The organism is Gardnerella lacydonensis, assembly GCF_048545055.1.
Classification (GTDB): Bacteria; Actinomycetota; Actinomycetes; order Actinomycetales; family Bifidobacteriaceae; genus Bifidobacterium; species Bifidobacterium vaginale_C.
The window spans coordinates 267,233-292,304 of the sequence record NZ_JBKQXT010000001.1; the positions used below are offsets into that span (position 1 = coordinate 267,233).

Below are 25,072 nucleotides of genomic sequence, written 5' to 3' on the forward strand. Positions count from 1 at the left end.
CGCAGTCACGGCGTAGTAAGATTATATCATAAATTGTTTATTGTTTGCAATATTGCGTTTTAGCGCCATAATCACCTTACTCCATGACTTCAAGAATAGTGCCTTCGTTGCGAATCATCGTTGCTGCCATAGCTCCGATTCCTGCCATAAGTGGAATAATGGCATCACTGTATTCGTGCATGAACTGTGCAAAATCATGATCATAAGAAATAATCGCAACGTACAAAAGAATGAATTCGACTGCTGTAAATATTGCCCACTTAAGAATCCAAATAAGCGTTTTTTTAATAAGTTTTATAGAGTCCTTGCTCATGAGTTGCCTTCTTTCTAATTTGCTGTTTTATTTGTGAGCATTGTAGCTAATTCGCGCACATTTCTTATCGTTCGTATGCGTTTTGTATTTCTAGTATAAATATTGCAATCCCTCGAGCAATATGATGTACTCAAAACTCAGTACTCAATATTGCGCGGAAAATGTTTGTAATTAGACTTAAAGCAACGCACAAATATGTTGCGCAAATACGTTACAGATACAAGGAGATACAAACATGAGTAGCGCAGATATGGGTAGTGTAAGCATGAGTGATTTTGGCATAAACTCTTGGCAGCCAGAAGATAACGTAAACAAAATAGGAAAAGTTTGCGAAAATAGCATTAATCAAATTCAAAAGCAGGAAGATAACCTTGCGGAAAATAGTAGCGAAGAGCTTTCACAATATGAAATTGATGAATTAGCTAAGCAATTAGAAGAATTCTTTACAAAATATATTGTGCTAGAAAATGGCTCTTTTGTTGTAAAAGAGGATGCTATTATTGCAGACGGCTATGGCGATCATATAGAAGATTTTCGCAATGCCGCAAAAGGATTAAATCTTTCAATGGAAGATCAACAATAAGCTTAAATCCTTAAAGTCTAAATCCTTAAAGTCTTAAATCTTTAAAAATCGCTTTCATCAATAGGGTGACCTTGTGGGCGCTTTATTACTCGCCACAGAATCACCAATGTTACAACGCCATTTGCAATTCCGTAGTAATAAATCCAAGGAACGTGAATAAGCCCACAAATAAAGCATGTAATAATATTTGTTAAATTATTTAGATAATTGCTACGTATTTGCTTATTTTGTGATTCGACTTTTTTGCGTTCTTGCTCAAGAGTAATTATGTAATCTTTGTTGTTTTCTATATTCTCAACATCATTACTTGTTCTGTTAGCGCCTGCGCCATCAATCTTAGATATATTATTTGCGATATACGCATTTTTTTCTTTAATAACGCTTTTTCGCAAGAAAAAATATGCATAAGAATACAATGCAACAGAAAGAAGTCCTGGTACAAGCCACAAAACGAAAAAGTCAAAGCTACGCATAAAAGCAGCTGTTGAGGCGAGCGCCATCGCAGCTACTTCTGCGGAGTGCAATACTACTAATCGTTTTGTCATATAATCCTGCTGCAATCATTATTGAATATGAATTTCAACGCAACCAAAAGTCACATATTGTTACTTATTATAACCAAATTTGATTTACATGCATTACTTGTAATCATTTATTACTACACAATTTGCCCTACTTTGCGCGCGTTTATAAAGTAGAATATAAGAAAAGTAGCGTGTGATTGCAAGAAAGCCATTATGCCAAAAACGTATGCAATAGTAGATAACGACCCATTAGTTTTAGCGGTTATGCGAAACGTGCTCAGCAAGCTTTTGCCAAGCGAGTACGTGTGCAAATGGTGCGTAAAATCAGGCGTGCAAGCTTTGAAATATTGCCAAGTAACAAAAACAACTCCGGATTATATTTTGATAGATATGTCAATGAAAGACATGTCTGGAGTAGAGGTAATACGCGCAATTCGTGAACAAAACAGCAATATTGTTTTAATTGGCATGACTTCGTACGATTGTAGGTCCTACGCTTCTATGGTTGCGCAAGTTGGTGGGCAAGCAATGGTTGCTAAAGACAATTTCAAAGGACTAGCAGAAGCTTTGCAATATTGCGATAATCAGCACGTGTATGGCTGCCGTTGCATTAAAGACGCTGCTTACGATTTTGCTACTCCGCAAGAATCTTTTATTAGGCTTTCTAAATCAAGGTCGCGTAGCGTTTTGCCGCCTCAAGAACTAAAAATCATGGATCTGCTTGCTAAAGGCTACACAACAAATCAGATTGCGGCTCAACTTGGTCTTATGCCAAACACTATTAACACGCATATTCATAGGATTTACAAAAAATTGCACGTTTCTAACCGCGTGCAAGCAATATCCGCATTTGCTGCAATGCAAAATCGTGAGCAAGCTAGCAATATGCAATATTTTAATGATTCGCCGCAGAATCATCCGAATCTTTTGCAAGAAACGGATAGCGCATGTTAATGAAAACATTTTCGCGCGTTATTGAGTTGGTTAAAAGCTGGAAAATTCAGCGAACTTTATTCATAATATTGGCGATTCTTGTAGTGTCAATGGATGTGCAATCTTGCAATACAGCTGGTTTGTGGCATAACCCGCAGCAATCTGTGTGCCAATACGTTTGGATGTTCGTAATATTTCTTTTGATTGCTTTTTCGCGTCAAATATCCCTCGTAACTCCGATTTTATATTGCGTAACGTTAGCAGTACCAGGCGTAAATGCAACTTGCTTTCTTTTTTCATTGATCGCTAGCATGTTTGTTGCAGGCTTTTACGATTCGTGGAAGTATTTGCTTTGTGCGTACATAGTTTCGCTGAATATTATGTACTTTGCAAAAATGGCGTACATTCCGCTTACTTTTCCTTGTTTTATTCTTATTTCCATGATTTGCGGTTACGCTTTGCGCAAGTATTTGAACATGTTGGAAGAAAATAATCGCGCAAAAATGGATATTGTGCGCAGTGAGTTCCAGTCTTATATTGCGTCTGTTGCGTTGCAATTGCATGACGATGTGAACAATGAGATTACGGATATTACATTGCTTGCGACTGATGCTTTGTATGCCGAGAGCGGTGAGCATACAAAAGAGTCATTAGAGCAGATTGTTGAGCATTCTCGTAATGCGCTTTCTAAAACGCGACTTGTTATTAATCTACTTGAGCAAGCTGAGCATAAGTATGATGATTCTTTAGATTCAAATATTGCTAGTATTGCTGGCACGCAGTTTATTTATGGTTCTAATGGTAATAATTGCATGACTTTGGCTGATTTTTTATGCAATATTCGCGCGCGCTTACAGGCTGAACGTAAGATTTGCGAGCAGCTTGGGTATTATGGCTCGATAACAGTGGTTGATAAAAGTTCGGGGAGTGGTGATTTTACTGCATCTGCAACTGTTAGTACTGAAAAAGCTCAATGTGCTATTCGCATGTGCAGCGAGTTGCTTACTAATATTCGTAAGCATTGCAATACTAGCGTTGATTTTTCTATGAACGTTACTGTTGATGAGCGCGAATGCAAAATAATGTGCATGAATTCGATTTCGACGTTGAATAAGTTTGGCGAAAGACTTGTTTTTGGCAAAGGGCTACTGTTTCATAAAAAATCTGTGGAACGTTTAGGTGGATCTTTAAGCGCGCAAAAAGATGACGACACTTGGCTGGTCAATGTTGTTATTCCGCTAAACTAGCATCACTCAAATCATGCGCTATCGTGGCAGTTTTTGTGATTTTTGCAATTTCTGCCACGATAACGTGTATAACATAGCAACGAAACAGCATTCTGCATTGCGAATTAACCGCCTACTTGCATCTGCCATGCAGCAGACACGTCCAAATACTCGATTGAAATATGTCCAAATACTCGATTAAAAAGCGTCCAAATACTCGATTAACGCGTAAGAGAAAGCACAATAAGTATCTTGCACAATGGCTATTTCTCTACATGAAGCGGAACGTGTACATTAATAATCCACGAATCGCCATCTTCAATAACTTTAAAAGTTCCGCCAACTCGTTCCGCAAGTATCTTATGAAAACGCAGTCCATATCCTAATTGCAAGTTAGCAAGAATACCTCGTTGCGCACTATTTATACACGTAATATGACATTCATGGTCATTAAGCATTACATTCATGGCGTATTCTTTAGGCTTTGCAGCATGCTTTTTTACGTTCGCAAGCAGTTCTCGGCAAATATACTCAATTTGAGCACATTCTTCAAAAGGCAAATGCGCTGATCTCGAATCTTCAGCAGCTAAATCACTACTAAAGTCAATGGAACCAATATAGCCAAGCTTCTCAAATGACTTTTGCTCACCATCAAATAAAACGCGTAATCCTGTACAAAAATCTTTATAACATGTAGTCGATTGCATAACATCGCCAGTGCTTGCAGTTGTAGCATTGTCAAGAAGAGAAATGATATTACGTGCTCTATGAACAGCTGTAGTAGCACGTTGAAGAATCTCTCGCGAATTTTCATGCTCTTGGTCATGAGTCGTTTGAGGTTCAATAGATTGTTGAGCCATCATCATAATGCTGGAAAGCTCATTAGTTACTTCATCGTGCATGCGAATTGCGGCAATAGTGGCATATTTTTGAAAAACGTTGTAACGCTGCGAAAATAACTGTTCCTGTTGTTGGTGAATAGTAGAAATATAGTATTTTACGATTGCGCTAGAAATAAGAGTGATAAGAAGCCACCACGCTAACACATAAGCGTTTTGAAAATCGCAGATAATAAAGAACCATGAAGATACTCCGCAAGAAGAAAGCACGGTGTACCAAGGTTGAGTAATTACAGCAATTGCCAAACAAATCAATATGGTAAGCATCATAGATGAATAGTTGATATTTGGTGCAATAATTACCAACGGCATCCAAATAAGCACAATAAAAGATGCTTTACGAGGCCAGATTGCAATACATAAGCAGATTACAATCCATACTATTTCAACCGTAATGGCATGCCAATTAGCGTAGTAATGAAGATTATTATAGGAACAAATTTCAAGAATCAAAGTACAACTTATGATTACACCAATTCCAATTTTCTGCCAGGCATCATGCGGCAAAAAATTGATCATACGCGTTAATAATTTCATAACTACCTACTTTTACACGTTAATTTCTTACACGTTATATGTCATGCGAATATTTTGCGAGCGCAGCAAGCGCCTGCATACGACTTCGGACTTGAAGTTTTCCATAAATACGCCGTAAATGCGTGTTTACTGTTGAAACTTTCACATTAAGCTGATCTGCAATCTCTTTCGTAGAAGATCCCTGTTTGCACAAGCGCATAATTTCCGATTCTTGAGGAGATAAAACTGAAGTCTTCGGAAGTTGAGAAATCATATTAAATGATTCTTGCGGAGTGTGAAAATAGTCAATATATTGTGGCAATTCTGGGCAACCGTAGCTTGTTGCGCGCGATTGGATGGCTGCAACTACGTCTGCTAAATTGTCTTTATGCACTAGCGCTTGACCACCAGACTTAGCAACTTGCAATACGTATTCATCTAGCATGTAGGAAGTAATGCCAATTAAAACAATATTGCTATTGCGCTCGCGAATTGCTTTAATTACATCAACACCACTCATTTCTCTCATTGACATATCTACTAAAAGTACGTCAGGAGTATTTTCTGTAACGCAACGATGAATAGCTTGTTTTGCAGAAGAACACATCCATGCACAAACAAAGTTTTCAGGCAAACGACTTTTCAGAAGAAGTTGCATATATCGCAATACAAGCGTGTCATTATCAACAATTGCGTAAGTAGTGTTCATACAATATATGGTATCTTGTTTTGGAATCCACTTATCAAGAGATGTGCGATTGTATTGTTTTTCTCAAATTATCAAGATTGTACACATTAAAGTGCCATACGCTAGCACTTTCCGTTGGCACACTCCATTCTTCGGTTTTACCATTCGCAGTAAAGCGAATTATTTGAGTTGTTGGCTTATTTATAACTTCAAAATTAGTGAGTTGATTCCACGGAATGCAACGAAGATGCTTATCGTCTAATTTAGCTAGATTACCCGAGCCTAAAATGGCATTCGGATTAACAACAATAAACTCATTATTAGTGGCAGCAACAATACGCGCATTAACGCCTTGCGCTACATAGAATAATTTAGGTAACAAAAATAGTTTGATTAAATCTTTCCACCAAGGGTCGTATTTCATTGTAAATACATACGTCTTATCAACTGAAAGATTGTGATCTTTAAAATACTTGACGATATCTTCTTCTCGTATACCGCGCAAAGGATTAGTCATAATAAGCACCTCCTTGTGATTCTTGTTTTGTAAATTATCAACATACTAACGTGTAGATTTTATCTACACAAATAGGCGTACCTATTTTTAACGATAGTGCTTTTAGAAAACTTTTACTATTAGCAGTTTGCATGTTCTCAACAATCAATATTTAAGAACATTTACATTTTGAAGCTATTTTTAAATAGAGGCGTACTTATGGAGTTATCGTGGCAGTTTTTGTGATTTTTGCAATTTTTGCCACGATAACGTGCGGTTGCGTTGAATATATTGCAAAATAATATAATTTAGATTATTATAATTATGATTATAATAATCGCGATTATAATAACTTGAGCGCAGATTCAGCAGCCATAAGATGCGCTGAAAAATATTGCAATTATTGGCGTATCGGCAGGTGGAATATGGTTTTTGTTGGCAGACAAGACGAGTTACAAGTACTGGAAAAACTGTATGAAAACAGCAAACACTCGTTCCAGATGGCAATAGTTTATGGCCGAAGACGAATAGGAAAAACTTCGCTTATTTCACAATTTTGTAAAAATAAGCGCGCAATACTTTTTACTGCTCGCGAACAAACTAATATTGAGAATTTACGTGATTTCTCGCGCGTTGTGTATGATTTCTTCAATCTTCCATCAACTACAGGATCGTTTAATAATTGGAACAACGCTTTAGATTTTGTTGCACAACAATCTAACAACGCAAATCAAAGCGCTTCTCAATCTCCACTTATTCTAGTTTTCGACGAATTTCCATACGCAGCTCAAGCAGATAAATCCTTAGCGTCAACATTCCAAGTCGCAATAGATCATAAATTTAAGAACACAAACATGACTCTTATTTTGTGCGGCAGTAACGAAGGATTCATGGAAAGTGAAGTGCTTGGCAAAAAGAGTCCACTTTACGGAAGACGTACCGCACAGATTCGCTTACAACCATTTAATCTTTTTGAAGCATCTGAGCTTATGCCAAATAATGCTACTTGGGAAGATAAAATCAACTATTTTGCATCTCTTGGAGGAACGCCATACTATATTGAACAGTTAGATAATAAGTCTTCGTTTGCGGAAAATCTTGAGCAATTATGTTTTAACATTTCGGGAATTTTGTACGCTGAACCAGACATGCTTATGCGTCAGGAATTGCGCGATCCGTCAACATACAATAGTGTGCTAAATGCTCTTGCAACGGGATGCCATACTCCGACTTTGATATCGGATCGTATTGGATTGCCAGCTACATCAGTGAACGTGTATTTGAAAACATTAGAAGGCCTTGGGTTAATTGAAAGAAATATTCCATTCGGTATGAATCCACTTCATTGCAAAAAAGGATTATGGCAGATTTGTGACCCATTTTTTGCGTATTGGTATAGGTTTGTAGCGCCTAATAAAGGATTGATCGAACGCGGACTTTCACACGCTGCCGCAAGTAGCATTCTTGGCGGCGAGCATGAAGCGTTTAGTACTTTTGTAGGTCAACAGTTTGAGAAAATGTGCGAACAGTGGATTGTGCGCCAATGCAAAGTTGGAGGAATGGACTTTTTACCAACTAAGTTAGGTAAATGGTGGGGTTCTGATCCTATTGCTCGTGAGCAAACCGATATTGATATTGTTGCAGAAGACGATATTAACAAGCAGCTTCTTATTGCAGAATGTAAGTGGCGTAATAATCTTAACGAAGCCGAATCGGTGAGCAAGTTGTTGCAGCGCGCAACTTTAGTTGAGAATGCAAAAAATAGCGATTATAAGAAAATATTTATGCTGTTTACAAAGTATCCAACTTCTTACAATCCTCGTCATGCTAAAACAAGCATCAACTTTGTTGACGCACAAACAATGTTTTTTAACTGATTACGCGACAATAGTTACGACCATATCGCGCAGCCGAAATCACGCGTTATCGTGGCAGATTTTGCTAGATTTGCAATTTTTGCCACGATAACTCTTATAAAATAGCAACGAAACACCATTCTGCATCGCAGATTAACTTCTTATTTGCGTTTGCTGTGCAAAGCTTCGTCCAAATACTCGATTAAAACGCATCCTTAACATTTCTTGTTGACACAACAAACAAGTAAATCTATCATGTTGGTGGGAGGCACATTGCCCCCCCCCCGACAAATAAGTTGGAGGTTTACGATGAAGAAAATTTCACGTATTGCATCGACAGTAGTACTAGCAGTTTCCATGGCATTGGTGCCATGTGCTACTGCATATTGGGATTGCAAATAATCTGTATGTATGAATAACTTATCATAGGGGATGCGATGTCTCGATTGTTGCGTTCATTGTCATGCGCACTTGTTCTTCTGCTTGCATTATTTGCATCGCTGTTAGGTTTGACAAAAATGAACGACTCCTTGGGTGATTGTATTGCTATATATCCACAAACGAGTCGCCTTTTTTCATTACGCGGTGTGACAGAAGACAAAGCTGATCAAATTTATGCATTACTCAAGAATACTGTTGCTCAGCATAATGCTTTTGTGGTTCGTAATGATATGCGCTTGGCAGCGAGTGACGCCGGTGTAGATGGTTTTGAGCTTGGCATATTTGGCAATCCTCGAGGTAAAGAAGACCTTATTACCTTGTCATATCTCGGAACGCCGATTCTGACATCGCATGCCTTTACGCAATTATTGCACAGCGAAAGTAGCAAAACGCTTGGACTTGATATGGCAAAAGCAGATATGCTTGCTGATCTGCCCACTATTTCCATTGAGGGTTCGCGTTTAGTTGTTCGTCAATTAGATGCCCTCGTCAACAATAGTAAAACAAAGCTTGGTGATTACAGGATTGTGGGACTTTCCAATCGAGACTACCATGCATTAGTTACTCAAGCTGCTCGCATCGCTGGTACAACCTACCAAGATTTTCAACGTGGAAAATCTGGAATAGCACGATCCAATAGTTTTAATCAACTTACTTTTATTATTGTCTGCATTGTAACAGTGTTGCTTCTTGGCATTACGATAATCGCTGATGGGTATCTTTCGTATAGAACATTGGGAAGCTACTTGTTGCTGGGTTGGTCGCGTTCATCGTTTGCTTTGCGTCATCTTATGCCGATACTTGTTTCAGCACTCGCCGTATATCCTCTTGTTTGTATCGTGATGAGTTTATTTACTCACGGATTTATATGGAATATTCAATTGTTAATGCAGGCGCTGATTATAGCGTTGCCAGTTATTGCAGTTGTGTTGCTTCTCAGTGCATTAGTTATTTTGATGATTATTTCTGTGAAACCAGTAGATGCAATTCGTAATCGTATCACCAAACGCGGTATGCTTATTGCTCTTGCACTCGTTTATGCTATTGCATCAACATGCGTATTAGAAGGCGTGCATAGCATAGATGGGCCAATAGGCGAGTTGGCGAAAAGTGTGGAAGTTGCTCGTATGTGGCATCCTGTATTAAACCAGAGAATTATGTATCACCACCTCGTAGGGCAAGACGGTGCTTCGGTATCTGGTCAATCGACGCAGTATTCCAAAGATGCTTTTGCATGGTATCGTTCTATTGAGGATAAGCCAGGAGTAAGGCTTATTTACACAAGCTTCTTTGATACAGATATACTACAAGATTGGCGCAATGGTAGCGTATACAAGCATGTGCCTTCTAAGCCATTCTGGTCGTTTGTGGCATCTCCTAAGTACTTGCAAGATCAAGGGTTTACTGTAGATAACGAGGTCAAAAACCTTGCTCGTCAGGGTGTGCGCATTTACTTCATTCCCGACACGTATAATCCTCAAGAGCAGACTTCGATGAGGCGGTGGCTTCAAGAGTCAGACAACCTAACGTCTACTGATGTTTCGACCAAGTTTACTGCGCATCCACAATTCGCATTCCGCACGTATCATCCTTCTCGCGAGTGGTTTAACTGGTCTACGGATATTCATCATAAAGTTATGGTAAAAGATCCTATTATTTTTTATGCGACGAGCGATAATTTAAATGCATCTGAAAGTGAATCATTACTTGCTGGCGGCCTTGACAATAGCTACATTAAATTGAATGATCAAGCAGCAGCTCGATATCTGAGCGACGCTTATACTGCACGGTATCATCTTGATGATAATCATCTTCAATTCTTACAAGTAGGAGAATGCATTGCAGGCTACCAAAAGACGATTATGCAGACGTTGCAATTGTTCGGTAGCGTAATTCTGCTTATTACCCTGCTTATGTTGATATTGCTTATAGCGATTATTGCTATGTTTGCAGCATGCTATCAAGAAAGTATTGCAGTGAAACGATTGCTTGGTTTTTCGCTATTACGCATATTCTCTATGCCATTCTTGCTTGTGGGACTCGTTCAAGGAGTACTTTTTATTATTGCTTCGATTGAACGGACTCGTTCTGGCATGATATATGTGCTGATTTCGGCAATTATTGAACTCATATTATTAACGATACAAACATATTATTTGAGTAATAAACACATTACTTCTATGGTAAAGGAGTAGTTGATAATGCAAAACAATGGTATTGAACCTTTAATAAGTGTACGCAATCTTTATAAATCATATGGGAATCGACCGGTTTTACATAATCTTAGTTTTAGTGTGCAACAAGGAGAATCGTTAGCAATCATGGGGGCTTCCGGCTCTGGAAAATCCACTATTCTAAACATTCTCGGCATGCTTGAAACCTATGATAAAGGTGAAATAAAGATTGCTGGCAAAGAACTTCCAGCCATTAATTCTGTTGCTGCTACTAAGTTACGTCGTTATCATATTAGCTATTTATTTCAATCGTTTGCATTGCTCAATAATCGAACCGTATTTGATAATTTGTGGATTGCGATGGCATATAATAAAGAGTCAAAGTCTGTTAAACACCAAATGATTGATGCAGTTCTTGCTGAACTCAATATTGAGTATGCTAAAAATGACCGTATTGCTGTACTTTCTGGTGGTGAACAGCAGCGAGTTGCGATTGCTCGCGCAATGCTGAAACCTGGCTCGTTGATTTTGGCAGATGAACCGACGGGTTCACTTGATAGAGATCTTGCTGATAAAGTGTTTGCGCAATTGCAAGCGATGAATAAAGAATATAACAAGACATTGCTTGTAGTGACACATGATCCTTTGATTGCTCAGCGATGTGATCGTGTGTTGCATATTGAGGCGCTAGCTCGGTAGTTGCATTGCTTCTCTTCTCTTCGTTAAATTTCGGGTTATCATGGCAGAAATTGCAAAATTCGCAAAAATTGCCACGATAACTCGGTTTTGTGTTTTATAAGTCCTGTAACGCAATTCTTTTATCTTCTGCAGACTGCTTAGATGACTTATCGTCCTTCTTAAGAGAATGCGCATATCGAATAAGACTTCTTGCAATAAAGAACACCAAAGCACATATAGCAAGTGCGATAAGAATGTCAATTATCGGACCAAATAATGCATAGCTCATGATTCATCCTTTCTTTTTCTATATTCGTTTATGAGTGTTCGAGCTGTGTCAACATCGTATTTATCGTCAATAGCAAGACTCTTTACTAAAAGAACGAACGGGTCTTCTGGTTCATTGTCGCTTATACGCAGTTTTTCAATGAGCCTGTTAAGCCTGATTCTCATCGTTGGGTAAGAGACTTGATACATTTGCGACATTTCTTTTAACGATCCAGACGATAATACAAAGTTCTTTATAAACGACATGTCTTCGTCTGTGAGATTAGCCATCCATCTTGGAATATGATCCATATCCCCCCTTTCTTCAACCTATAAAACTTTAATTAAATTAAACTTTTATTAAAAATATTAAAGTTGCTGTATGGGTTTGTCAAGAACAAACATGAGAGATATGGCACAAAGCGACATTTTTATGTCGCCAAAATTGCCGTCTTGTCGCCAATGTATACAAATTTAGTCATTTTGCTTAGCACTAAGAATGTTCAGTAAGTTTATAGTCTCATCAAGTACGTTTGAAAATGTTATTCCTTTTGTATAACTATATTTTTTCGAATAATTTTGCCACTGTTGATTTTGCGTATAATCAGTTTTGAAGGATTCTAGAAGCTTAATTATCTTATTAAAATCTAGTTCTGTTTCACGATATAAGAAAGTTCTCTGGCAAGCTATCTCTAATTGCGAAAAATCAATATCATCCTTTTTTAATTTTAAAAGAATGAAAATATCATAAAAATCTTTACTACGACTATTTAAAAAATTGCGTGAATAAATAGTCTGAAGCTTTTCTGCTAATATGCTTTCAACGTTATATGCAATAATTGGGAATGTTTCATCGGTAAAAATAGCTTTATAGTAGTAATTTATTGGCTGTGGTGTAACAACATCGCCAGTAGCAATATCCAAATGAACAACTTGTTTAATATTTTCCAACTCGCACAAAATTGTTGCGCGATATCCTCCATAATCATCGCTTTCTTTAATGGCTGTAATAGACTGAATGGAAAAACTTATATCATCTTTTGAATTTGCAAAAACTTCTGTTAGTTGTTTTTTAACTTTTTCTTTTGAAAGCTCCATTTTATGAAACTGAAAGTCAATATCTACCGTACTGCGCGAATTGATACCTATTATGTTTGACAGAAGGAATCCACCTTTGAAAACATAGTGATCTGAATAATTACTTTGACTTAATTTTTTCAAAATAACTTCAAGAAAATAATAAATCATAACAGAATTAAATGTTAAACCAGTCTTTGCGGACATTTTATGACACAATGCTGTTAATTTTGCCTTATTCACAGTAGCACTTCCAGTGTTTGCTTGACTTTATTGGATGTATTCATTTTTGTTGCATACTCATGAAGCTTTATAAGATCTTTCCCGTTATACCTACTGTAAGCTTGAAGAGTTTTAACAAAGAGTTCAGAATCAATACTGTTTCTGTTTATTATAAAATCACAAATAATGCGTTCAAAATCATAAACACGTACTTTATTCCCCATTGTGGTAATCGTTGTAGTAATGCCTAATTTGCTATACAATTTTGAGACCCAATGAATAGTTAAATTTGATGGTGGATTATTAAAACGATATCCTCTAGGAACGCTTACTTCAAAATGTTGTGGAATTTCATCTGTAAAACCTTGAAGATAAAGAGCTGAAACATAAGAGAATACAGCTTGTGGATAACGATATTGAAAGAAGTAATATTCGTCATAATCACCATTGGAAGAGAGAAAAATTCCCCTTTCAATTCGATTAAGAACACCTTCGTTTTTCAAACGAGTTAAATATATAGTTGGAATATTTAATGTTTTACAATCTTTGTATGTAATTATTCCATGATGGTTATCTAAATAGTCAAGGAGCATCTCTTTGTTTGACATAATAGCCTCACTTCTGTTGCTTTCATACTAATATTTTATCTTTTTTGTAGTGTAAAAGCAACAAGAATTGCAGACGTCATATTTTTTAACAAGTTATCATGGCAAAAATTGCAAAATTAGCAAAAACTGCCACGATAACTCAGTAAGTACGCGGATATTTAAAAATAGTTCCAAAACGGAAATATTCTTAAATAATTAAATAAAAAAGGTTGCTTATGAAAGTACATAAGCAACCTAATTAATTAGTAAAGCGACTAGTGGTTAGCGACTAGCGATTAGAAGTCCCAATCGTCGTCATCGGTTTCAACAGACTTGCCCATAATGTAGCTGGAACCAGAGCCAGAGAAGAAGTCATGATTTTCGTCGGCTGCAGGAGAAAGAGCTGCGAGAATTTCTGGGCTTACGTGGGTTTCTTCTTCGCTGTACTTAGCAGGGTAGCCAAGGTTCATCAAAGCTTTGTTAGCGTTATAACGCACGAAATCAAAAACGTCATCGTGGAAGTCAAATCCTTCGTAAATCTGACCAGAATACTCAACTTCCAAATCGTACAAAGTATCAAGCAAGTTCATAGTGAACTTTTCAAGATTCTTCTTATCGTTCTCGCTTCTAAGCTCCAATCCGCGCTGGAATTTGTAGCCAGAATAGTAGCCGTGAATCGCTTTATCGCGTAAAATCAAGCGAATCATATCTGCAGTGTTCATCATCTTGCCGCGAGAAGCAAAGTAAAGTGGAAGATAGAATCCCGCGTAAAGAAGCAACGAAGAAAGCATAGTCGCTGCAATCTTGCGCTTAAGCGGATCTTCGCTCTCGTACTCGCAAAGCACGGTTGTAACACGCTGCTGCAAAACGTCGTTGCCAACAGCCCAACGGTAAGCTTCGTCAATCTCTTCGCTAGAGCAAAGAGTAGAGAAAATAGAGGAGTAGGAGCGAGCGTGAATCGACTGCATAAAAGCAATATTCGTGTAAATAGCCTGCTCGTGCTCCGTGCGAGCGTGCTCAATCTGGCAAAGCTCACCAATAGTTGCTTGGCTGGTATCAAGTAAAGTCAAGCCTGTAAAAACGCGAGTAGTGGTCTTGCGCTCAAGATCGGTGAGGGAGCGCCAAGAAGGAATATCATTGCTCAGCGGAACTTTTTCTGGAAGCCAGAAGTTAGCAATAAGACGATTCCAAACGTCCAAATCCTTGTCGTCAACAATATTGTTCCAATTAACTGGGCGCACGCGCGAACCGTGATGATAGCGATACTGAGCTGGAGTGATGGAAGCTGCCATCATAGCGTCATCTGCGATTACGCGGTTCGTGCCGAAAGGCTTATCGAGGCTACTTCTAAGCTCGGTTGGGCTGAGTTCTGTCATAATTACTCCTGATTCTGTGTTTACGTTTTATAAAATTTTTAAGTTTTTGATTTAATTTGCGAAAGATTTACAACCATAAGGTTTACAGCGTGCAGCTTACGCAACCCTCGATTTCCGTACCTTCCAAAGCCTTCTGGCGAATACGAATGTAGTAAAGAGTCTTAATGCCCTTACGCCACGCGTAAATCTGAGCTTTGTTCAAATCGCGAGTAGTCGTAGTGTCTGGGAAGAACAAAGTAAGCGACAATCCTTGATCCACATGCTGAGTTGCTTCAGCGTAAGTATCAATAATTGCCTTCCAGCCAATCTCGTATGCATCCTTAAAGTACTGCATATTGTCGTTCGTCATGTATGCAGCAGGGTAGTAGACGCGGCCAACTTTGCCCTCTTTGCGAATCTCAATGCGAGAAGCAATCGGGTGGATTGAACTTGTGGAATGGTTGATGTACGAGATTGAGCCAGTTGGAGGAACAGCTTGCAAATACTCGTTGTAAATGCCGTCGCGCAAAATCTCATCGCGCAAAGTCGCCCAGTCGTTTGCGGTTGGAATTGCAACGTTAAAACGGGCAAACAAATCGCGAACCTTTTGAGTTCTAGGCTCAAGAGAACGGCTGCCATCGGTGTACTTATCGAAGTAGTTTCCTTTGCCTGCAGGCTTAGCGTAAGCGCTCGTCTTAAAGCTTGCAAAAGCGTGGCCGCGCTCCACAGCCAAAGCGTGAGAAGCCTTATAGGCGTGGTAGGCAACCGTCATAAAGTACATGTCTGTAAAGTCAAGAGCTTCTTCGCTTCCGTACTGCATGTGCTCGCGAGCAAGGAAACCATGCAAATTCATTTGACCCAAGCCAATAGCGTGGCCTTCCGCGTTTCCGCGACGAATCGAAGGCACGGAATCAATCGAAGTATGCTCCGAAACAGACGTGAGCGCGCGCACAGCCAAATCAACGCTTGCACCTAAGTCACCATCCATAGCCTTAGCGATATTAAGAGAGCCAAGATTGCAAGAAATATCGCGGCCAACGTGACTATAAGACAAGTCGGCGTTATACGTACTTGCTTCCTGAGTTTGCAAAATCTCTGAGCACAAGTTGCTCATAGTAATGCGACCCTCAATAGGATTCGTGCGATTTACAGTATCCTCAAACAAAATGTAAGGGTATCCAGACTCAAACTGAATCTCTGCAAGTGTCATAAAGAATTCGCGAGCGTCGATGTACTTCTTGTGAATACGAGGATTTGCAACCATCTCATCATAATGTTCGGTAACGGAGATATCTGCAAAAGGCTTGCCATATTCTCGCTCAACGTCGTAAGGGCTAAACAAAGCCATTTTTTCCTTACGCTTAGCAAGCTCAAAAGTAATATCTGGAATCACAACGCCCAAAGAAAGCGACTTAATACGAATCTTCTCATCCGCGTTCTCTCGCTTAGTATCGAGGAAACGCATAATATCTGGGTGGTGAGCGCTAATATACACAGCACCAGCACCCTGACGCGCGCCAAGCTGATTAGCGTATGAGAACGAATCTTCCAAAAGCTTCATAACAGGCACAACGCCACTCGACTGATTCTCGATGCGCTTAATAGGAGCACCAAGTTCGCGCAAATTCGTAAGCAGAAGAGCTACGCCGCCGCCTCGCTTAGAAAGCTGCAAAGCAGAATTAATTCCGCGCGCAATAGATTCCATATTGTCTTCCAAACGCACAAGGAAGCAGCTCACAGCTTCACCGCGCTGAGCTTTGCCAAGATTCAAGAACGTTGGGGTGGCTGGCTGGAAACGGCCTGCAAGCATCTCGTCCAAATAGTTGAGTGCTGCTTTTTCGCTGCCATCTGCAAGCTCCAAAGCAACAGCAGCTGCGCGCTGAGCGAAGTTTTCCAAATACTGCTTGCCATCAAAAGTCTTCAAAGCGTAAGAAGTGTAGAACTTAAAAGCGCCCAAGAATGTGCCGAAAGTGTGGTGAGCGGCTTCTGCGTGCTCATAGAACTTATCTAGAAACTCGTCGCTATATTTGTGGAAAACGTTGCCGTTGTAGTAATAGTTGTCAATTAAATAATTCAAGCGCTCGCGAGTGGAAGCAAACTTCATGCTGTGCTCTTGCACGTAACCCGAAACGTAAAGCTTCTCTGCTTCCTGATCTTTATCAAACTGAATGCCTTTTTCTGGGTCGAAAAGACCGAGCATAGCGTTAAGAACGTGGTAGTCGCGGCTGTTGCGAATGCGATCGGCTGTGCTGCTAGCAATGCTGGCGTCGTCAGTGTGATCAAGATTAAGCGAAGTAGATTCGCTCATCGGATCCGTGCTATTCATGGGTTTTATTCCTTTCTTTGTGCGTTAGTTTTGCTTTTCAAACGCTGGTTGATTTTGTTTGTCTTTGTTTGTTTATCTTTATTTATCTGCTTCTTTTAATTGCCTTAAAAATCTTGGTATTCCCTGCGCTACTTTTTCAATATCTTCCGCAGTTCCCGTGAGCTCAAACGAGTACATATTTGGAATTGCGCATTTTCCTGCAATTTGACCGCCTGCAGCGCAATATGCGTCACCAAAATTCGTATTTCCAGAAGATATTACGCCGCGAATAAACGAACGATTTTCGCGATTGTTTAAGAATTTGCGCACTTGAATCGGTATCGCTTTCTTAATGTTTCCACCGCCGTAAGTTGGAACAATCAAAACATATGGTTCGCGTACGTTTAGTTCTGGCTCTTTTGGTCGAAGCGGTATGCGATAAACGTTCACATTATTGCTTGGAAAGTCGCAATTTTTCACGAATCGTAGTGTGTTTTCGGAGACGGAAGAAAAATAGACTACAGCTCCGATTGATTCGCCTTGCGCGCGCGCTTCTGGCTCGCTTGTTTGTGACATATTTTCTTGATCACACATTTTATGCTTCTTAATTGCTTTAATTGCTTTGATTATTTTGATTGTTGATTGCTTTAATTGTTTTCGTTTAGATTTTCGTCTTCTAGTTGACTTGCGATTTGCGCAATCAGGTCTGGACGGTATCCGCTCCAAGATGAATCTGGTGTAATCACAACTGGCGCCTGACGGTATCCTGCTGCGCGCAACTGGTCTAAAGTAGAAGGGCTTTGAGTTAAGTCTACTGTTTCAAAATTCACGCCGAGCTTAGTGAATTGACGCTTTGTGGCATCGCACTGTGGGCAATGTGGCTTGGTGAAAACTGTAATAGTCACGGTTCGTCTCCCTTCGTTATGTGGTGTTTAAGTTTTTTGCTTTATTTCGTGCTTTTTGGCACGATTTAACAGTCTACTACCACTTAACACTATTTGTAGTGGCGTGTTGTATAGCTAATCACTATATCTAGTGTCTCCAAATTTGAGCCAGCACGCGTGTCTATAAGATTTAAGCGGCATCTAAGACTTTTTAAATAGGTTTGAATAAAAGTAAAAATGTAATCTTTATCACAAAATCGCGATTCTTGTGTGATCTTTAAATATGTGCTTTATCTTGTGCATATAGGTCGATAAACTTAAAAAAGTGTGTTTTGATTTGTTAAGTGTTAAAAGATAAAACAATCATAAAATAATAAAACGGTTATAAATATTACTGTTATAAATATTAAAAGATAGAGGTGCAAAATGGCGGAAACTCAAGCTAGAGCAAATATTGGCGTTGTTGGCTTGGCTGCAATGGGATCGAATTTAGCGCGAAATCTTGCGCATCACGGCAATACAGTTGCTGTTTATAATCGTCATTATTCGCGCACTGAAACTTTGATGAATGAGCATGGCAGTGAAGGTGCTTTTGTGCCTGCAAAAACCGTTGAAGAATTTGTGGCTTCGCTTAAGCGTCCACGCACAGCAATCATTATGGTAAAAGCTGGTGCTCCTACAGATGCTGTTATTGAAGAACTTGCAAACGCTATGGAACCGGGAGATATTATCGTTGACGGCGGAAACTCCTACTTTGAAGACACGATTCGCCGAGAGCGTGACATTCGCGCGCGTGGACTTCATTATGTTGGTTGCGGTGTTTCTGGTGGCGAAGAAGGAGCTTTGCGCGGCCCTTCGATGATGCCAGGTGGCACGGAGGAATCTTGGAAGACTCTTGGTCCTATCTTAAAGTCGATTGCGGCTGTTGCAGAAGGTGAGCCTTGCGTAACTCATATCGGCACCGATGGTGCTGGCCACTTTGTGAAGATGGTTCACAATGGCATCGAGTACTCGGATATGCAGCTTATTGCAGAAAGCTATGATTTAATGCTTCGCGGTTTGGGAATGAAGTCCGACGAAATTGCGGACGTGTTCAGCGAGTGGAACAAGGGTGAGCTTGATTCTTATTTGATTGAGATTACGGCTGATGTTTTGCGTCAGAAAGACGCTAAGACTGGTAAGCCTTTGGTTGAAATGATGGTGGATCACGCTGGTATGAAGGGCACTGGTACTTGGACTGTGCAATCTGCGCTTTCGCTTGGAATCCCTGTAACTGGTATTGCGGAAGCTGTGTTTGCTCGCGGACTTTCAAGCCAGGTTGCTTTGCGAGAAGCTGCAGAAAACCAAGGTTTGACTGGTCCAGATATGCATTTTGATTTGAACGATGCTGAGCGCGAGGCATTTATTGAGGATATTCGCCAAGCTTTGTACGCTTCTAAGATTGTTTCTTATGCTCAGGGCTTCGATGAGATTGCAGCCGCGGCTATTGAACATGATTGGAAGATTGACCAGGCTGCTGTTGCTCGCATTTGGCGTGGTGGTTGCATTATTCGCGCTCAGTTCTTGAACCGCGTTTCTGAGGCTTTTGAGTCCGGTGAGGCAAGCGTTTCTCTGCTTTTTGCTCCTTACTTTAAGGATGCTATTGAAAAGTCTCAGGCTGCTTGGCGTCGTGTTATTGCGCGCGCAGTGGAGCACGGTGTTCCTGTTCCAGCGTTCTCCAGCTTGCTTGCATACTACGATGGCTTGCGTTCTAAGCGTTTGCCAGCATCGCTTATTCAAGCTCAGCGCGATTTCTTTGGCGCTCACACTTACGGTCGTATTGACGAGCCAGGCGTATTCCACACTTTGTGGGCAGAGCCTAATCGCCCAGAAGTAAAGCAAGATTAGTGCATGTAAAAGTGCATATATAAAATTTAAAATGTCAATTATGTAAAAAGCGTCACATGCGTTGTTATTCTGCATGCGACGCTTTGTTTTTACAACACAGAAGCTATGTAGTACGGTAGGTAAAGCAGTTTGCCTTCTCGTTTAATTTCTCCGTGGTGAAGCACGATTCCTTCTCTACTGGTTTTACTAAAAGTCTCCATAAAGTTTGTAATTGACTTTACACTTTTGCTACTGCCAGATTTAACTTCTACTGGAATAATCTTGTTATTTTTTCGTAAGAGAAAATCTATTTCCATTACTGTTTTTTTGGTATCGGTACTTGTTTTTTTGTAAAAATACGCGTTGTGTCCATTTGCTTTTAAACACTGTGAGACAATATTTTCTATTATCATTCCTTCATTAATGTGTAATTTGTCTAGCAGGATTGCCTTATAAAGTTCATTTTCTAAGTAAGGTCTATCTTTGTATGCTAATGAAGTTAAAAGTCCTGTGTCCATCATGTAACATTTGAAGGAAGGGTTGATAGTAGATAGATTCAAAGCTACACTTGGGTCTTCAACGCTGTTTGCAATATTTATTATCATTGCTTCTTCTAGCCAACGTATTGGATTCCTATACTCTTTAATACGCGCGTTGGAGTCTACGTGGGATAGCACGTAACGCTTGTCGTGTTTGGAAAGCTCTGCAGGAATTCTATCGAAAAAATTAGTTACGTAACTAGGGTTCTCTTCTTCCTGATCTTGCATATCTTGCTTATAAAGATTGATTATTTGCTGTTTAGCAAAATCAACCTTCGCAAAATCTTTTGTATCAACGTATGCTTGAACAGCTTGTGGCATTCCACCAACCAGCATGTATTCTCTGAAAGACTTCATTATGCTCTGGTGCATACTGCCCATAGGTTTGAGTGATTCAAAGTGATTTTTGATAGTGGGGAAAATCAGGTCGTTGCCGTTCGCTGATAAGTATTCTTCATAATCAAGTGGCAGTACTTCTAATGTGTACTCTTCTGAAGGTATTAGAATATCCTTGCTCTTCTTTGTAATAGAAGCAAGCGATCCTGTTTCAATGTAATCATAGCGAGCGTCTTCAAGTAGAGTTTTTATTGCTTGCCGCGCTTGTGGGAATAATTGTATTTCATCAAGTATTATAAGAGATTCTCGCTTATAAAGTCTGGTATTGTAAGCTAACTGTATCGTGTTAAATAGAGTATCTAAATCTCTTAGACTGTTTATAAAAAGCTGCTTAATATCTTCTTCGGTTTGATCGAAACGAATCAGAATATAAGACTTGTATTCTTCTTTTCCAAGCTTTTCTGCTAACGTTGTTTTACCGACTCGTCTTGCTCCCTTAAGAAAAAGCGCATAATTTGGTGCATATTCATGCTTCCATTTCAGCATTTCTTTGTATATCTTTCTATCAAACATGTGGTTTTTGCGCTCTTTCTTGGATTATAAATTTGTGCTTGATTTGTTCAATTGTTGCAGAGTGTAGTTTTCCTTGATATTTCAATGGTTTTATAAAGATTTTCCCAAATGCGCCATGTTTTGTCAAGTGGATTTTCCCAAATGCGCCATGTTTTTAGGGGCTGTTTTTCCCCAATGCGCTATGTTTTGAAAGCCATATTTTCGCAAATGCGACATCTAGGCTATGTTTATTCAATTTTTAGTTGATTGAATATTATGCAGATTACTGAATTGCAGCGCGCAAAGTTTCGGCAGTGGTTAGCCATGCGATTTCATCCGTGCCGTTGGCAAAAGACGCAGGATAGTCTGGGTTATTAGCTCCAGAAAGTGAATTCATTAAAGCCTTTCCTTTTTGCTCGCCAGCTGTTAAAAACCAAGTTCGGCGACTGTGAGCCAGCACAGGAACTGTAAGCGATAATCGCATTGGCGGCTGCTTAGGGGAGTGATTCACGCCAACAACAATGCGCTCGCGATTATGAATCTGTGGTAATCCTGGGAAAAGTGAAGCCATATGCGCATCTGGTCCCATGCCAAGAATCGCCAAATCAAAGTGAGGCTCTGGCCCAAGTAATTCTATAATTTCTTCTTCGTAATCGCGTGCTGAAGCGTCTAAAATCGCATCATTTTCAGCGTCGCTAGCACTCGAAATTTCTTGTGCATTGCGCTCATCTGCAGGCATTTCGTGAATATGAGACTCCTGCAAAACTTTGTGATCGCTAAGCATGTTAAGAAGTAGCTCGCGAGCCTTGCGCGCATTGCGATCGTCGCTGTTATAAGCTACAAAACGTTCATCTGCCCACCAAATATGCACATTAGACCAGTTGATTGCTGGAAGTAACGGATTGCTAGCTAGCATTTGAAACATGCGAATCGAATCTGTTCCACCTGTTAGCAAAAGATGGAATGGCTTATTAAGATTTTCAACATTGTTTTGCCATTGCATAATCAAAGTCACAAGTTTTTGTGCGGCAACTGCAGCTAGAATATCCTGATTATTGTATCCGTATACGGTTGCGTTGTGTGCAAATCTAAAATCTTCAGCCATAATGAATCCTTTTATTATTTTTACACGTTGTATTAAAGTTCGTTATCCTGCATTGTGCAACAATCTGCGTGAACAAGTTGAGCATAGATTTCATCTGGATCGATTCTACGCAATTCCTCACTCAAGCAATCTTCTAAAGATCTAATTGGCATGGCAATTGGCTGTGTTGCTTGTCCTGGAAGGCTTATCATTGCTTGTTCTTCTCCAGAAGGACGAGTCAAAGAAAGCTCGCCATCTTGTCTTTTAAGACTTACTTCCGTAATCGCATGCGCGCTTGGATCTTCAACAATTTCAACAGGAACATTAAGCGATATTTTTAGCCATTGCGCGAGCAAATGCATAGGAACATAATGCTTTGGACCGCTAACCTTAGCGCTAATAACAGGTAAATGCGGAGGCTGGTCAAGCATAGAAGCTAGCATTGCACGCCAAGGAGTGAGACGAGTCCAAGAAAGATCAACATCTTTAGAAGACCAATTTTTGCGCAAATTTTTCACAGTTTCAAGAGTGTTGTCCGCATTTTGAGCATCAGTGATTCTGCTACTTGCCATAGCTCCAAGTAAGTCCTTAGCAGGATTTTCTGGTGCATTTGTAGGCCACCACGCAACAATTGGCGCATCTGGGACAAGCAGAGGAATAACAAGCGTATCTGGATGTCGAACTAAGCCATTATGAGGGTAGAGAATAATGATTTCCCCAGCTCCAGCATCTGCACCAAAACGCACTTGCGCGTCTAAGTTTGGCATTTCTTCGCTTTGTGAATCTGCTGTATTGACTTGTGATTCTCGAACAATGGCAATAACTCGGCAAGGATGCTCTCGACTAGCCGAATTTGCTGCTCCCAGTGCATTTTCCAAATCGTTAAGAGTGGTGTCAATAAGAAGAGTGAGCACGCGTCCAGTTGCAGATTCTCCACGCTCTTCGTGAAGCTCGTCGATTTTCGCAGAGATTTTGCTTGTATTAGTATCAGGAAGATTAATAATCATGGCAGCCTCCAATGGCGATTATCGCGAGCAAGCATAGCGTCAGCTTCTGCTGGACCCCACGTTCCAGCACGGTATGGCTGAGGTTGTGTGCCAAGCGAACTCCAAAAATCTTCAATAGGATCTAAAATTTTCCAACTTAAATCAACTTCTTGTGTAGTTGGGAAAAGCGGTGGCTCGCCAAGTAAAACGTCTAGAATAAGGCGCTCGTAGGCTTCTGGAGAGTTCTCTGTAAAAGATCTTCCATAACTAAAGTCCATAGAAACATCGCGAACTTCCATAGATGTTCCGCCTGGCACTTTTGCCCCAAACCGCATTGTCACGCCTTCATCTGGCTGCACGCGAATCACAATCGCATTACTACCAAGTTCACGCACAGCAGTGGACTCAAAAGGCAAGTGTGGAGCGCGCTTAAAAATCACGGCAATCTCTGTAACGCGCTTGCCTAAGCGCTTGCCCGTTCGCAAGTAGAATGGCACTCCAGCCCAGCGACGAGTATCTACATCTAAACGCACGGCAGCGTATGTTTCCGTAGTGCTTTTAGGATCTATGCCTTGCTCTTGTAAATATCCAATAGCCTTATACGATCCTTGCCATCCTTCTGCGTATTGTCCTCGCGCAGTATTAGAAGCCAAGTTTTGAGGTAGTCGGATTGCGGATAAAACTTTCGTTTTTTCAGCCGTCAAGTCGCTAGCACTAAAACTCACTGGTTCTTCCATAGCAGTAAGAGCCATTAGTTGCAGCAGATGATTTTGAATAACATCTCTGGCTGCTCCAATTCCATCATAATATCCAGCTCTGCCGCCTATTCCAATGTCTTCTGCCATAGTGATTTGCACGTGATCAACATAATTAGCGTTCCAAATTGGCTCATACATTGCATTTGCAAAACGAAAAGCTAGCAAATTTTGCACAGTTTCTTTGCCTAAATAGTGGTCTATGCGGAATACAGAATTAGGGTCAAAAACTTCGGAAACTACGCGATCCAACTCTTGAGCGCTTGCTAAATCGTGGCCAAATGGTTTTTCGATTATCACTCGTCTCCATGCGTTTTCGGAGGAATGTGAAAGCCCCGATGCTGCTAACTGCTGTGCCACAACAGGGAAGCTAGAAGGTGGAACTGACATGTAAAACGCGTGATTTCCGCGAGTTCCGCGATCTCTGTCTAATTCGCTTACTGTTTTGCTTAAGCGTTCAAATGCGCTTGCGTCGTCGAATGTTCCGCGAACAAAACGTATGCCTTTAGCAAGGTTAATCCATGTTGATTCACGAAATGGTGTGCGGCAATGTTGTTGAATATTTTCACGCACAAAGTTTACAAAATGTTCATCCGTCCAGTCGCGTCTTGCGAAGCCAGTTAAGCCAAATCCAGGTGGCAAAAGCCCTCGATTTGCTAAATCGTATACGGCTGGCATCAGTTTTTTGCGCGCTAAATCGCCGGTAATTCCGAAGATTACTAAACTGCATGGTCCTGCAATACGAGCCAAACGTAAGTCTCGTGGATCGCGTAGCGGATTTTTCCAAGCTGTGGTTTCTTCGCTATGCGCCGTCGAGCATATTGTGGTTCTTAATTCAGTCATGTATACCATCGTAATGTTTCGACTTGATTTGCTGCGCAGGACTTACCAAGATTTGCGCATGTCTTACCAGGATTCTCACTAGGATTT

General features: G+C 40.2%; 24 protein-coding genes. 7 read left to right on the top strand and 17 right to left on the bottom strand.

Going from position 1 to position 25,072, the window contains the following annotated elements:
- Nucleotides 1–76: 76 nt before the first annotated feature.
- Nucleotides 77–313, bottom strand: coding sequence for a hypothetical protein (locus ACJV45_RS01215; protein WP_419397472.1), 237 nt, complete (start codon nt 311–313; stop codon nt 77–79).
- A gap of 235 nt (nt 314–548) precedes the next feature.
- Between ACJV45_RS01215 and ACJV45_RS01220 the strand changes: the two genes are divergently transcribed.
- Nucleotides 549–896, top strand: coding sequence for a hypothetical protein (locus ACJV45_RS01220; RefSeq protein WP_004122763.1), 348 nt, complete (start codon nt 549–551; stop codon nt 894–896).
- A 41-nt stretch (nt 897–937) separates the two neighbouring features.
- Here the strand turns inward: ACJV45_RS01220 and ACJV45_RS01225 are convergent, their stop codons facing one another.
- Nucleotides 938–1,441 (bottom strand): hypothetical protein, encoded by a 504-nt coding sequence (locus ACJV45_RS01225; protein ID WP_004122765.1) that lies wholly within the window; start codon nt 1,439–1,441, stop codon nt 938–940.
- A gap of 192 nt (nt 1,442–1,633) precedes the next feature.
- Between ACJV45_RS01225 and ACJV45_RS01230 the strand changes: the two genes are divergently transcribed.
- Both ACJV45_RS01230 and ACJV45_RS01235 read left to right on the top strand, forming a co-directional pair.
- Nucleotides 1,634–2,374, top strand: coding sequence for a LuxR C-terminal-related transcriptional regulator (locus tag ACJV45_RS01230; RefSeq protein WP_419397473.1), 741 nt, complete (start codon nt 1,634–1,636; stop codon nt 2,372–2,374).
- On the top strand, nt 2,368–3,600 hold the full coding sequence (locus ACJV45_RS01235; protein ID WP_419397474.1) for a histidine kinase: 1,233 nt from the start codon (nt 2,368–2,370) through the stop codon (nt 3,598–3,600). The genes ACJV45_RS01230 and ACJV45_RS01235 overlap by 7 nt, the downstream gene beginning before the upstream one ends.
- Before the next feature lie 242 nt (nt 3,601–3,842).
- On the opposite strand, the gene ACJV45_RS01240 is transcribed toward ACJV45_RS01235, so the two are convergent.
- From ACJV45_RS01240 to ACJV45_RS01250, 3 genes are read right to left on the bottom strand one after another with little or no spacing between them, the layout of a single operon-like run.
- The gene (locus ACJV45_RS01240) at nt 3,843–5,015 is read right to left on the bottom strand and encodes a sensor histidine kinase (RefSeq protein WP_419397475.1); all 1,173 of its coding nucleotides are present in this window, start codon (nt 5,013–5,015) and stop codon (nt 3,843–3,845) included.
- Nucleotides 5,016–5,049: 34 nt separating this feature from the next.
- Nucleotides 5,050–5,703 carry a LuxR C-terminal-related transcriptional regulator gene (locus ACJV45_RS01245; protein WP_419397476.1) on the bottom strand — a complete coding sequence of 218 codons (654 nt, stop codon included), beginning with the start codon at nt 5,701–5,703 and terminating at the stop codon, nt 5,050–5,052.
- 34 nt (nt 5,704–5,737) lie between these two features.
- A complete protein-coding gene (locus tag ACJV45_RS01250) occupies nt 5,738–6,199 on the bottom strand; it encodes a hypothetical protein (protein WP_419397477.1) in 462 nt (153 codons plus the stop codon).
- Between the two features lie 404 nt (nt 6,200–6,603).
- Between ACJV45_RS01250 and ACJV45_RS01255 the strand changes: the two genes are divergently transcribed.
- The 3 genes from ACJV45_RS01255 to ACJV45_RS01265 all read left to right on the top strand — a co-directional run bounded on the left by ACJV45_RS01255 (nt 6,604) and on the right by ACJV45_RS01265 (nt 11,348).
- On the top strand, nt 6,604–8,055 hold the full coding sequence (locus ACJV45_RS01255; RefSeq protein WP_419397478.1) for an ATP-binding protein: 1,452 nt from the start codon (nt 6,604–6,606) through the stop codon (nt 8,053–8,055).
- Nucleotides 8,056–8,471: 416 nt separating this feature from the next.
- The gene (locus ACJV45_RS01260; RefSeq protein ID WP_419397479.1) at nt 8,472–10,670 is read left to right on the top strand and encodes a hypothetical protein; all 2,199 of its coding nucleotides are present in this window, start codon (nt 8,472–8,474) and stop codon (nt 10,668–10,670) included.
- Nucleotides 10,671–10,676: 6 nt separating this feature from the next.
- Entirely contained in the window at nt 10,677–11,348 is a 672-nt protein-coding gene (locus tag ACJV45_RS01265) for an ABC transporter ATP-binding protein (RefSeq protein WP_415695509.1), read from the top strand.
- Nucleotides 11,349–11,442: 94 nt separating this feature from the next.
- Here the strand turns inward: ACJV45_RS01265 and ACJV45_RS01270 are convergent, their stop codons facing one another.
- The 8 genes from ACJV45_RS01270 to ACJV45_RS01305 all read right to left on the bottom strand — a co-directional run bounded on the left by ACJV45_RS01270 (nt 11,443) and on the right by ACJV45_RS01305 (nt 18,045).
- Nucleotides 11,443–11,616 carry a hypothetical protein gene (locus ACJV45_RS01270; RefSeq protein WP_004110365.1) on the bottom strand — a complete coding sequence of 58 codons (174 nt, stop codon included), beginning with the start codon at nt 11,614–11,616 and terminating at the stop codon, nt 11,443–11,445.
- Entirely contained in the window at nt 11,613–11,906 is a 294-nt protein-coding gene (locus tag ACJV45_RS01275) for a DUF2089 family protein (protein ID WP_004114263.1), read from the bottom strand. The genes ACJV45_RS01270 and ACJV45_RS01275 overlap by 4 nt, the downstream gene beginning before the upstream one ends.
- 162 nt (nt 11,907–12,068) lie before the next feature.
- Nucleotides 12,069–12,914, bottom strand: a complete 846-nt coding sequence (locus tag ACJV45_RS01280; RefSeq protein ID WP_004124363.1) for a nucleotidyl transferase AbiEii/AbiGii toxin family protein — start codon at nt 12,912–12,914, stop codon at nt 12,069–12,071.
- The gene (locus ACJV45_RS01285; RefSeq protein WP_020761744.1) at nt 12,911–13,501 is read right to left on the bottom strand and encodes a type IV toxin-antitoxin system AbiEi family antitoxin domain-containing protein; all 591 of its coding nucleotides are present in this window, start codon (nt 13,499–13,501) and stop codon (nt 12,911–12,913) included. Before ACJV45_RS01285 ends, ACJV45_RS01280 begins: the two co-directional genes overlap by 4 nt.
- Before the next feature lie 275 nt (nt 13,502–13,776).
- The gene (gene nrdF / locus ACJV45_RS01290) at nt 13,777–14,856 is read right to left on the bottom strand and encodes a class 1b ribonucleoside-diphosphate reductase subunit beta (RefSeq protein ID WP_016635885.1); all 1,080 of its coding nucleotides are present in this window, start codon (nt 14,854–14,856) and stop codon (nt 13,777–13,779) included.
- An 82-nt stretch (nt 14,857–14,938) separates the two neighbouring features.
- A complete protein-coding gene (gene nrdE / locus ACJV45_RS01295) occupies nt 14,939–17,161 on the bottom strand; it encodes a class 1b ribonucleoside-diphosphate reductase subunit alpha (RefSeq protein ID WP_419397480.1) in 2,223 nt (740 codons plus the stop codon).
- Nucleotides 17,162–17,239: 78 nt separating this feature from the next.
- Nucleotides 17,240–17,734, bottom strand: a complete 495-nt coding sequence (nrdI, locus tag ACJV45_RS01300) for a class Ib ribonucleoside-diphosphate reductase assembly flavoprotein NrdI (protein WP_285067712.1) — start codon at nt 17,732–17,734, stop codon at nt 17,240–17,242.
- A 53-nt stretch (nt 17,735–17,787) separates the two neighbouring features.
- Nucleotides 17,788–18,045, bottom strand: a complete 258-nt coding sequence (locus ACJV45_RS01305; RefSeq protein WP_016812069.1) for a glutaredoxin family protein — start codon at nt 18,043–18,045, stop codon at nt 17,788–17,790.
- A 405-nt stretch (nt 18,046–18,450) separates the two neighbouring features.
- Here ACJV45_RS01305 and gndA point away from each other — a divergent pair, with 405 nt between their 5' ends.
- On the top strand, nt 18,451–19,911 hold the full coding sequence (gene gndA, locus ACJV45_RS01310) for an NADP-dependent phosphogluconate dehydrogenase (protein ID WP_419397481.1): 1,461 nt from the start codon (nt 18,451–18,453) through the stop codon (nt 19,909–19,911).
- Nucleotides 19,912–20,000: 89 nt separating this feature from the next.
- On the opposite strand, the gene ACJV45_RS01315 is transcribed toward gndA, so the two are convergent.
- From ACJV45_RS01315 to zwf, 4 genes are all read right to left on the bottom strand, one after another.
- A complete protein-coding gene (locus tag ACJV45_RS01315) occupies nt 20,001–21,338 on the bottom strand; it encodes an ATP-binding protein (protein ID WP_419397482.1) in 1,338 nt (445 codons plus the stop codon).
- A gap of 262 nt (nt 21,339–21,600) precedes the next feature.
- Nucleotides 21,601–22,422, bottom strand: coding sequence for a 6-phosphogluconolactonase (pgl, locus tag ACJV45_RS01320; RefSeq protein ID WP_419397483.1), 822 nt, complete (start codon nt 22,420–22,422; stop codon nt 21,601–21,603).
- Nucleotides 22,423–22,454: 32 nt separating this feature from the next.
- On the bottom strand, nt 22,455–23,408 hold the full coding sequence (locus ACJV45_RS01325) for a glucose-6-phosphate dehydrogenase assembly protein OpcA (RefSeq protein ID WP_419397484.1): 954 nt from the start codon (nt 23,406–23,408) through the stop codon (nt 22,455–22,457).
- Nucleotides 23,405–24,985, bottom strand: a complete 1,581-nt coding sequence (gene zwf / locus ACJV45_RS01330) for a glucose-6-phosphate dehydrogenase (protein ID WP_410312094.1) — start codon at nt 24,983–24,985, stop codon at nt 23,405–23,407. The genes ACJV45_RS01325 and zwf overlap by 4 nt, the downstream gene beginning before the upstream one ends.
- Nucleotides 24,986–25,072: the final 87 nt, after the last annotated feature.